This is a genomic window from Olsenella sp. CU969, assembly GCF_905219715.1.
Classification (GTDB): Bacteria; Actinomycetota; Coriobacteriia; order Coriobacteriales; family Atopobiaceae; genus Granulimonas; species Granulimonas faecalis.
Window position 1 is genome coordinate 1 of sequence record NZ_CAJMXC010000074.1, and the last position, 9,751, is coordinate 9,751.

Sequence of the window (9,751 nt, forward strand, 5' to 3'; positions counted from 1 at the left end):
GTCCAGGGCGAGCAGCCCGGACCGCCGGTACCTCTTGGACACGCCCCCCAGCCGGTGAACGCCGTCCCCGCCGCCCTCAGGCCCCATCGCCGACCCTCCTGAACGTCCTTTCCGTCCTCGGCACGGCGTCGATGAGCTCCCGGGTATAGGGCTGCGACGGCCTCGCCATCACCCGCTCGGTGGGGCCCTCCTCCACGATCCTCCCGCCCCTCATCACGGCGATCCGCCGGGCCACCTGCGCGGCGAACCCGATGTCGTGGGTCACCGTGACGAGGGCCACGCCCTCCCTCGCGTTGAGGTCCCCGAGCAGCCCGCCCACCTTGTCCCGGGCCTCCTCGTCCAGGCCGCCGGTGGGCTCGTCGGCCAGCAGCAGGCTGGGGCCGCACGCCACGGAGAGCGCCACGGCCACCCGCTGGCACTGGCCGCCGGACAGCTCCCGGGGAAACGTCGCCAGGACCCGCCCGGGGTCCTCTATGCCCATCCTCCGGAGGAGGGCCTCCCCCCAGGAGGGCGGCACCTCCTTGCCGTGGGCCCGGAGCACCTCGTCGAGCTGCCGCCCGACGGTGAACAGCGGGTCCAGGGACTCCCGCCCGTTTTGGAAGACGTAGGCTATCTGCGACCCTCGCAGGGACCGCAGCACCCTGCCCGGCGCCGTGACGAGGTCGGTGCCGCGGAACTCGATGGCGCCCGACTCGATGCGGGCCTGGCGCGGCAGCAGCCGTGCGATGGAGCGCAGCAGCGTGCTCTTGCCCGACCCGCTCTCGCCCACGACGGCGAGGCTCTCCCCGGCACCCAGCCCAAGGCTCACCGAGGCCAGGGCCCGGTTGGGGCCGTAGTTCACGGTGAGGGAGTCTATCTCGAGCAGTCCNTCCATGGGTGGCGCGCTTTCTGCCGGCCCTGTGCCCCGCGCCCGCGTCGGGGGGGGGGTCAGGCGACGTCGGTGTCGACCGTCACGAAATAGTACTCCGAGGGCGCCACGTCGAGACCGGACACGGCCGAGGTGCTCAGCACCGTCGCGTCGGGGTTGGAGAAGAAGACGCAGGGGTTGTCGTCCAGCACCACCTGGGCGATCCGGCGCGCGATCCCGTTGCGCTCGTCCTNGTCGAAGGTCTCGTCCAGCCGCGCGACGAGGGCGTCCACCTCCCCGTTGGAGTAGCCGCCGTAGTTGGCCGAGGCGCCGGTGACGAAGTGGGTCCTCGCNAAGTAGGCCGGGTCGCCGGTGGGGGCCATGGCGGAGCTGTCGAGGGTCATGTCGGGGTCGTCCTCGGCCCAGGTCCCCTTGTCCTCCAGGAAGTAGTCGGTGGGGACGATCCGGAGCCGTATGCCGGCCTGGGCGAGCTTGGACTGGAGGTCGTCGGCGATCTGGACGAAGCGCTCGTAGCTGGTGCAGGTGTAGAGGTNGAGCTCCACCGGGGCGCCGTCGAGCTCGCGGACGCCGTCGCCGTCGGTGTCGGTTATCCCGGCCTCCTCGAGGACCCGGGCGGCCGCCGCCACGTCGCAGCGGTCCACGGTCACCCGGAGGCCCTCGGTGCCCCCGAAGGGCAGGGTCCGGCTGTAGACGCCCCAGCTCGGGGTGGCGTTGCCCTGGCAGACGACGTCCGCGTAGCCGTCCCGGTCGATGCAGTATGCGACGGCCGTGCGCACCACCGCGTTCTGGATGACGGGGTGGGTCATGTTCATGCAGATGAAGTCGGCGCGGGAGGTCGTTTTCCGGGAGACCCGGTAGTCGCCGTCGCCGTCCCGGGCGAGGGTGGCCAGGGTGGAGGCGGAGGGCATCGCCACGGCGTCGATCTCCCCGTTCTGCATGGCCATGGTGATGGCGTTGTCGTCGGAGAAGCACGTGAGCCGCACCTCTGAGAGCTTGGGGGTGCCCCGCCAGTAGTGCTCGTTGGGGCCCATGACGATGTGGCTCTCGGCCTCGAACTCCCGCATCATGTAGGGGCCCGTGCCCGGGNTCTCCCTTGCGTAGTCGACGTCGTCGCCCACGTAGTACACGCACAGGAGCGGGTCGCACAGGGCGTTCTCCAGGGAGGGCACGGCCTCCCTGGTCCTGATGGTGAGGGNGTTGCCCTCCGCCGTGAGCCTNTCGCAGGGCAGGGTCTNCATCCCGCGCGGGTTCCTCTCCAAGGTGCGCTCCCAGGAGGCCTTCACGGCCGCGGCGTCCACGGCCTCGCCGTTGGAGAACTCGATGCCGTCGTTGCGGGTCACCTTCCAGGTGCGGTCGTCCACCCGCTCGGCCCCCGCGGCCAGCCAGGGCTCCGGGGTGAGGTCGTCGCCCACCCTGAAGAGGGTCTCCACGATGCCGTAGTAGGTGAGGTACCAGCTGTCCCACTCGGAGGCGGGGTCCATGGTCTCGGCGGAGAAGTGGGTGGTGGAGCCGGCATGGAGGGTCTTCTCGCCGGAGGCACGGGGGGCGGTCTGCCCGCCGCCGGAGCACCCCGCGAGCAGGAGGGCGCCGAGCAATAGGATGAGTGCGGCCATCGCGGGCCGCGCCGTCGTGACGGGTCGGGTCATGGTCTCCCCCAGGTTCATCGGGTCGTGTCTCGGGCGCTCCCCGCGGGCCCGCTGGGCCGGGCGCCGCCGTGGGTCTGCGACCCGGCGTCGAGTGCCTCGCGCAGCGTGTCGCCCAAAAGGTTGAAGATCGCCACGGTCAGGAAGAGCGCCGCCATGGGCACAAGCATGCACCAGACGGCGTACTGGAAGGTGGGCTGGGCCTCGGCCATCATGGCGCCCCAGTCGTTGGTGGGTCGCTCGGGGCCCAGGCCGATGAAGGAGAGGCCCGCCATGGTGAGGACCACGTCGCTCACGGAGAGCGCCGCCAGGGTGATCGTGGGCCCTGCCACCTGGGGCAGCAGGTAGCGGACGACTATGGCCCCGGTGGGCGCTCCGCACATCCTCGCCGCCTTGAGGCGGTCTGATTGCCTGAACGACGCGGCCATGGCCCGCGAGAGCCTGGCGAACTGCGTCCAGTACACCGCGGCTATGGCCAGCACCATGTTGGGCACCCCCGGGCCGAGGACGCCCGCGACAGCCACCGCGAGGACGAAGCTCGGGAAGGCCTGGAAGGCCGTGACCACCTTGTCCACGACGTAGCCCCACGGCCCTCCGAGATAGCCGCCGAGCAGACCCATCGCCACGCCCACCGCTGCCACCACGGCGACGGTGGCGAGCCCCAGGAGCACCGACTCCCGACCCCCGGCGACGGTGCGCATGAGGACGTCCCTGCCCAGGGAGTCGGTCCCCAGCAGGTGGCCGTCGCCCGGCGCCCTGAGGGCCTCCCCCAGGTCCGTCGCGTTCACGNTGACGGGGAGAAATGCCGGCGCGACGAGGAGAAACCCGACGAAGGCGCAGGTCAGGGCCGCTGCAAATAAGAGCCTTCGCCTGTCGCGCGCCCTAGTCATCCCCCGCCTCCCCCTCGATGGAGGGGTCGATGAGCCGGCAGGCGCCGTCGACGGCGGCGTTGACGAGCAGGTACGCGACGGCCGCCACGAGCGCGTAGGCGCCTATGAGGGGGTAGTCCCGGTGACCCACGGCCTTGATGGACTCGAACCCGAGACCGGGCCAGCCGAAGATGCCCTCCACGATCGCCGAGCCCCCCAGCAGCATCCCGAAGGCCGTGCCGGCGAGGGTGAGGAGCGGCACCAGGCTGTTCTTGAGCACATGGACAAGGACGATGCGCGGCTCCGGGACGCCCCGCGCCCGGAGGCCGTCCACATAGGCCGACGAGAGCTGCCCTATGGCGACCGTCCGCAGCTGACGCGTGAGCCATGCCGACAGCGGGAGCGTCGTCGCGACGGTGGGCAGGAGGATGCCCGCCAGGTCCCTGGTCGAGAGGNCGTCGAGCATCCTCAGGCGCACGGAGAACACGTAGAGCAGCAGGAGCGCCACAAAGAACGAGGGCATGGAGCAGANGAGGTAGGTGGCCGCCTGCACGGCCCTGTCCAGGGGCCCTCCCTGCCAGTAGGCGCAGGCCAGGGCGNGGGGCACGGAGGCGAGNAGCNNCAGTACGATGGACGAGAGGGCCAGGGCGAGGGTGTAGGGCAGCGCGTCGAGCAGTACCTCGGCCACCGGCTCGCCGCTTCTGAGGGAGGTCCCGAGGTCGCCGCGGAAGACGCCCGCCAGCCAGCCGGCGTACTGCTCGGTAAAGGGCCTGTCGAGGCCCAGCTCCGCGCGCTTCTCGGCGAGCTGCGACTCCGTGGGGGAGACGCCCGCCTCAGCGAACGACCTCACCGCGGCGTNGGTGGGGGNGAGGTACGAGAGCAGGAAGGCGACCAGGGTGACCAGGAACACGACGACCAGGGCCCCGGCCAGGCGGGCCAGGACCGGGGCGGCGCCATCGGTGGCCCGGGACTTCTTGGACACGGTAGGACGGTCACCCCCCATGGGTCTCTCGGCGGTCGCAAACGGCCCGCCAACGGGGCCGGCTGGCCGCCTGGCATGCAGCTGTCTATGGTATGGGAGGATATCAGACATTGATTGTCTCCTCCGGCCGGTCGGCGGTAGGGTCGGAGTGACAGGTCGACCTGGGGTACCTTGTCATGGGGCCGAGAGATCGGAGGGTGCCGTGGCTNTCATCTATGCGATGAGCGACATGCATGGCGACATGGNGGCGTTCGANCGGGCCCTGTCGGTCGTGGACCTGGACGACCCCGCCAACCGGCTGGTCCTGTGCGGCGACTACATGGCGCCGCCGGACACCGACACTGCCATGATCCGGCTCATCATGGGGATCCAGGGCGAGCATCCCGGCCAGGTGATCGCGCTCATGGGCAACCACGAGCTCGCGTACCTCGAGGACCACAGGGCCGTGGCGTCGGCGGACGACCCCGTGGTCGCGTGGCTGCGCGGGCTCCCGTATTACTGGGAGACCGACACGCAGATATTCGTCCATGCCGGGGTGGACGAGGAGGCGCAGGACCTGTGGAGGTACGGGTCCGAGGACGCCTACTTTTGCGAGAAGTTCCCCTGGAGCACCGGCGCGTTTTTGAAGGACGTGATCGCCGGGCACGTGGGCACCGCCACCATCGCGGACGACCCGTGGTTCCACGACGTCTACTGGGACGGCCAGAGCCATTACTACCTCGACGGCTCCGTGCATGTGAGCCATCGGATCCCGGTGCTCAAGTACGACACGGTCGCCCGGAGGTACAGCTGCTTTCGCTTTGGTGCCGACGGGTCGGCCGAGGAGCATGAGCCCATGCTGTGATGGGGGACTTTTCGGGCCGAGGAGGGCTCCTGCCCTGCACCAACCAGCCACCTGGTGCACCTCCCTCCAAAAGCAGGCGCCCCCGGCAGCCTGTNGACCGTCGGGGGCGCCTGCGTGCCACGGCCGGCAGGGCCCGGCCCTAGGCCTCCCCGCCGTAGACGTAGACGATGAAGTTGTCGCCGGTGTCCTGGCTGTGGTCCTCGGCGATGCGGGCCATGCCCAGGTGGTCGTAGAAGTGGTAGTTGGAGCGGTTGTCGCTCATGAGGAAGAACCGGGTGCAGCCCGCCTCGCGCATGCGCCTGCGCGCCTCCTCGACAAGGTGCCGTCCAAGACCTGCGCCCTGCCACTCCGGCTTGATGACGATGAGGTTGATCTGCGCCTGGGCGTACTCGTCGCCGGTGGCGGCAAAGCGGTCGGCCGTGGCCTTCTCCCGCGAGTCGCCGAAGAGCGACCCCTCGAGGTCCTCGTCGGCGGTCTCGGCCCGCTCGGTGGCCTTTAGCGAGGAGCTCCTCGTAGACCGGCTGCCAGCGAGGGTTCCTCACCGGGGCGCCGTTTTCGAACACGCCCACGAGGCGCGCGCCGACGACGGCGCCGTTTCGCTCGGCCATCAGCGTGATGGGGGAGCGCTGGAGCTGCATCGCGGCGTTGAACCTCCCGCAGAGGGCCCAGTCCTCCCAGGCGCCCGCCTTGCGGATCCAGTTGCACCAGAGGGAGTTGTAGATGAGGGCGATGGCGTCCAGGTCGTCGGCCACAGCCTCGCGCAGGGTGATTCCTTCGATGTTCATTGGCCCCTTCTCGTGAGACGAAAAGAGGGGGGCCGCGCCCGGCCTCCCTCATAGATTCAGAATGTCCTACCCCCACTCCCCGAAACCAAGAGAAATCTTATCACCAAGAGCAAGCCGCACCGATAGCCCAGAGATGGTGTTTCCTGTAAGGGCGGCATGCATGTTGTCACACGCATGCCGCCCACGACAACTTCCTGGCGTTTGAGGCGTTACTCGATATTTGCCTCGATGATCCGGCAGAGGAACTCGGTGGCGCCGTCACCACAGGCGCCGTCGTAGTATTCCACGAAGCGCGGGTCTGCCAGATAGCCCTGGGCCAGAGATCGATGCGCCTCAGGGGTGTAGGCGCCTTCTCCCCAGTGCACCTTGATCCATTGGGCGTGCATGCCGGCAACGAGCCTTGACTCAGGTGAGGCCGGATCGCCTGTGGCCATCGCCACGATCAGGCTGTCCTTGATGCGCTGCTCCAGCTCCTCCTTGGCATCCCATGCCGTCTTGCTCATCCCGAGCATGCGCTCGTTCGCCTCGTCGATGGCCGCATCGCCGTAGAGCGAACGAGCCTCTTGGCCGTACTCATTCTCGAAGTCGGCGACCGACTGCTTCTTTATTTGTTCGAATCGCTCTTTATCATCCATTTTTCCAAAAGCCTCCAATCCCGCCACGGCGATCNTCGCCGTGGCGATGGTCTCGTCCAATTCTTTCCTCTGTCGACAAAGAAGGGTCAGATGCTCTTGAAGCATGGATGCGAGGTCGAAATCCGACCTGTCGAGCGCGTCCTCGACCGACTCCAGGGGGACGCCGCAAGACCGCAGGAGCAGGATATGCTGCAGCCTGTGCATGTCCGCAGCGTTGTAGACCCGGTACCCGTTCGCGGCGCGCGCTGGAACAAGCAACCCGATCTGATCGTAGTAGCGAAGCGTGCGCGAACTCACACCAGCCAGGTCGGCCAGTTCCTTGGTGGTGTACGTTCTGTCCACGGGGACGCTCACGTCTTCTCCGATCTCGCGGCNTCTTGAGCAACTGTCGTCAGTGTGAGCTATGACGCGGCGTAAGGGTCAAGGAAAGGAAACGGCCCGACGATGATTCGCCGGGCCGTTCTTAAAATCACCTATGAACCGGTGTTTTACTCCCACTCGCTCCCTTATCTTGCCGTACTTGATCAAATAAAAAACGGAATTTGCGCTCTAATTTCAAGTAATATACATCCATAATAGCAAAGGCTAATACCGGAAGGAATGAAAGGCCAAGAACCCACAGATTTGTAGTAGAATATGAAATCGCAGATATGCCCGCTACAATAGTAGCAGCAAATCCCTTGAAGATTGCGGAGATGGTTGACATTCTACAAATTGGTTCCTGTAACATTTGAAGATATTCGGTCTTTCCGTCTGGCATTATAGAACTCCTTTCAAGTCACTATACTCACAACGAATTTAGTTGCTTTTGCAATTGGGCAAATATTACATCTGGATTGCTTTTCAATTGACACTCCCACAGCACAATCACTTTCCACCCATCTGCTTCTAGTCGGGTAATATGTCCCTGATCCCGCTGCTGTGTCCGTTGAATCTTTGGACCCCAGTATGTTTTGTTTGACTTACTGGAATGTGCATACCGGCTCCCACAATCATGCCCATGCCAATAGCAACCATGAATAAAGATTGCAATTTTCTTTTTGGTGAACACTATGTCCGGCTTACCTGGAAGGGCCTTGTAATTGACACGATAGCGGTATCCCAACGCAAACAAGTATCTCCGCACCATAAGCTCAATGCTGGTATCCTTGCTTTTGATGTGGGACATGATTTCGCTCCGCCGCTCTGGCGTAATCGTATCGGCCATTACACAGATAAATCCAGAGGAAGGTCAGAAATATCCTTCAGCCGTTTCCCTTGGACGAGTGTTTCTAATGTCTCAACAGCATCCTCTGACCCAACTTCCTCAACCGCACGCATCAGTTCATACAGCGCAAAGTGGTACACGCAGTCGATGTCCCCTGTACCAAGCGCCAGAGATGCAAGACGGTTCGGCATCGGCTCCGCAGTTACTACAACGATATGGGGGAGATGACCTTTCCTGTTGCGGATCAGGTTAAGGGCCTCTGTCCGACTGTTCTGCGCCCGGTCACTCCGCATGGTATATTTGGCTGATACGCTGGCATGAAGCAACGGTTTCCCACCGTTGGCCTTTCTTATGTCCGCCATCCTGCTGGTATCCGCATCGACTACACATTGCAGTTTGTTGATCTCGCTGTCCTCATACAAATCACGGTAAACTACAACATCGGGAGCAACCAGGTAATCGTTTCCCAACGAGGCGGCGAGCTGGGCATTTTGTGCAGTCAACGCACTTAAATAAGCCAAATGCTCATATTGGGCAAAATCGCTGGTCTTTAGCTTATTGTTGTTCCCCAACTGCAAAATAGTCCACCGTCCAGGACGGAGATTTTGAAGCTGCGGGAAGGTTTCCTGTAAAAACTGCATTGTGAGCAATTCAAACTGTTTGCCTAATGTCTGTCCAGAAATCTTATCGACCTGATTGACAGTATGATGATGCTCATTAACAAGAATATCAACTATTTTCCTGGATATAGCCTTTGACCCCCGGCTGCTGGTATCCGCATTAGAGGCCACACCAGCAGAGGTCAAAGTCAGCGTATTTGTTTCAAACAACTGCTCGTGAAAGTGAAATCTTGCTCTGGCTATCAGCGCATCCATGTGCAAGGCACTCCTTTATCTGTTCTCCCACCGCTTTCGCTACGGGGGGCGGAAATGCGTTTCCGATCATCCGGCAGGCAACTGTTTTCCGGCTACCAAATGTCCATGTATCAGGAAATCCTTGAATCCGGGCCATCATCCGGCTGGTGAGCCGAGGCATTCCCTCAAAGCCAGGAGCAGGTGCTGCATCCGCAATTCCCCGACCATCTATACCAAGTTCAGCCCATGCTTTTCTAGCTCTGGTAGGGCCAAGGTCAGGCCCACCATGCTTCTTGGAACCACCCACCAGTGTTGGAGCGATACGATCCGCTTGCTCTGCCCACCGTTTTGCCCCAGTCCACTTGTTTTCTGCCATCAAATCATACAGTGTTTCGCCAACTGTTTTGGCACTGTCTGGTTTGTCCTCTGGATAGGAAAACGCCCCATATTGATCTTTTCGTATGCCGATAATGACAACTCTTGGGCGAAGCTGGGGAACACCAAAGTCTGAGGCATTCAGTAGCTTGATATGAGTAACATACCCTAAATCTCGAATCGATTTGAAAATGTGGCTACGGTATGCCTCAAAGCTGGGGTCTAAAAAGCCACGGACGTTTTCCAGCATGACCGCTTTCGGTTTCATTTCCTGGATTAGTCTGATTGCCTCTGGAAACAAATCCCGGTCATCATCCTGTCCAAGCTGTTTGCCAGCAACAGAAAACGGGGGACAAGGCACACCACCCGCCAATAAATCAACGCCTCTGTATGGCCTTCCATCAAAATCGTGAACATCCGCACAGATAACATTCCATTCTGGCCGGTTTTTTCTCAAAACCTCGCAATAATCGGCTTCATATTCAACCAGAGCTACATGAACAAACCCAGCCATCGCAAGACCAAGGGCTTGTCCACCAGCTCCTGCACATATCTCAACACAGGTCAATGGCCGCTGCATCATGCAATCTCTCCTAATCATACGGTCATTTTTCGGTAAACTCAATGACATCGCCTATATCACAATCTAATGTGTGACAAATTTTATATAGGCTTTCCATTGAAATAAA

Annotated in this window: 11 protein-coding genes and 1 pseudogene; 1 reads left to right on the top strand and 11 read right to left on the bottom strand. The window is 62.7% G+C overall.

Annotation, left to right across the window (positions count from 1 at the left end; genetic code table 11):
• Positions 1–76: 76 nt before the first annotated feature.
• The 4 genes from JX283_RS06970 to JX283_RS06985 form a co-directional block, all read right to left on the bottom strand.
• Positions 77–874 (bottom strand): ABC transporter ATP-binding protein, encoded by a 798-nt coding sequence (locus JX283_RS06970; protein WP_204829928.1) that lies wholly within the window; start codon positions 872–874, stop codon positions 77–79.
• 53 nt (positions 875–927) lie between these two features.
• Positions 928–2,514, bottom strand: a complete 1,587-nt coding sequence (locus JX283_RS06975) for an ABC transporter substrate-binding protein (RefSeq protein WP_204829929.1) — start codon at positions 2,512–2,514, stop codon at positions 928–930.
• A gap of 14 nt (positions 2,515–2,528) precedes the next feature.
• A complete protein-coding gene (locus JX283_RS06980) occupies positions 2,529–3,299 on the bottom strand; it encodes an ABC transporter permease (protein ID WP_204406798.1) in 771 nt (256 codons plus the stop codon).
• A gap of 94 nt (positions 3,300–3,393) precedes the next feature.
• Positions 3,394–4,362 carry an ABC transporter permease gene (locus JX283_RS06985; RefSeq protein WP_204829930.1) on the bottom strand — a complete coding sequence of 323 codons (969 nt, stop codon included), beginning with the start codon at positions 4,360–4,362 and terminating at the stop codon, positions 3,394–3,396.
• A gap of 220 nt (positions 4,363–4,582) precedes the next feature.
• Here JX283_RS06985 and JX283_RS06990 point away from each other — a divergent pair, with 220 nt between their 5' ends.
• Positions 4,583–5,206, top strand: coding sequence for a metallophosphoesterase (locus JX283_RS06990; protein ID WP_255533478.1), 624 nt, complete (start codon positions 4,583–4,585; stop codon positions 5,204–5,206).
• Positions 5,207–5,345: 139 nt separating this feature from the next.
• Here JX283_RS06990 and JX283_RS06995 read toward each other — a convergent pair.
• The 7 genes and pseudogenes from JX283_RS06995 to JX283_RS08885 all read right to left on the bottom strand — a co-directional run.
• Positions 5,346–5,588: pseudogene (locus JX283_RS06995) on the bottom strand (GNAT family N-acetyltransferase); the annotation flags it as partial.
• A gap of 612 nt (positions 5,589–6,200) precedes the next feature.
• The gene (locus JX283_RS07000; protein WP_204829932.1) at positions 6,201–6,968 is read right to left on the bottom strand and encodes a MerR family transcriptional regulator; all 768 of its coding nucleotides are present in this window, start codon (positions 6,966–6,968) and stop codon (positions 6,201–6,203) included.
• A gap of 127 nt (positions 6,969–7,095) precedes the next feature.
• Positions 7,096–7,386: a hypothetical protein gene (locus JX283_RS07005; protein WP_204829933.1), complete on the bottom strand. Its 291-nt coding sequence runs from the start codon at positions 7,384–7,386 to the stop codon at positions 7,096–7,098.
• Between the two features lie 27 nt (positions 7,387–7,413).
• A complete protein-coding gene (locus JX283_RS07010; RefSeq protein ID WP_204829934.1) occupies positions 7,414–7,833 on the bottom strand; it encodes a very short patch repair endonuclease in 420 nt (139 codons plus the stop codon).
• Complete coding sequence (locus JX283_RS07015) at positions 7,833–8,708, bottom strand: NgoMIV family type II restriction endonuclease (protein WP_204829935.1); 876 nt, start codon at positions 8,706–8,708, stop codon at positions 7,833–7,835. Before JX283_RS07015 ends, JX283_RS07010 begins: the two co-directional genes overlap by 1 nt.
• Positions 8,656–9,645 carry a DNA cytosine methyltransferase gene (locus tag JX283_RS07020; RefSeq protein ID WP_204829936.1) on the bottom strand — a complete coding sequence of 330 codons (990 nt, stop codon included), beginning with the start codon at positions 9,643–9,645 and terminating at the stop codon, positions 8,656–8,658. The genes JX283_RS07015 and JX283_RS07020 overlap by 53 nt, the downstream gene beginning before the upstream one ends.
• Before the next feature lie 22 nt (positions 9,646–9,667).
• Positions 9,668–9,742 (bottom strand): helix-turn-helix domain-containing protein, encoded by a 75-nt coding sequence (locus tag JX283_RS08885; RefSeq protein ID WP_370583428.1) that lies wholly within the window; start codon positions 9,740–9,742, stop codon positions 9,668–9,670.
• Between the last annotated feature and the right edge of the window lie 9 nt (positions 9,743–9,751).

Coding starts and splice junctions, on each gene's coding strand:
- JX283_RS07005 (WP_204829933.1), bottom strand. CDS start 7,386: ATGCCAGACGGAAAGACCGAATATCTTCAAATGTTACAGGAACCAATT.
- JX283_RS07010 (WP_204829934.1), bottom strand. CDS start 7,833: ATGGCCGATACGATTACGCCAGAGCGGCGGAGCGAAATCATGTCCCAC.
- JX283_RS07015 (WP_204829935.1), bottom strand. CDS start 8,708: ATGGATGCGCTGATAGCCAGAGCAAGATTTCACTTTCACGAGCAGTTG.
- JX283_RS07020 (WP_204829936.1), bottom strand. CDS start 9,645: ATGATGCAGCGGCCATTGACCTGTGTTGAGATATGTGCAGGAGCTGGT.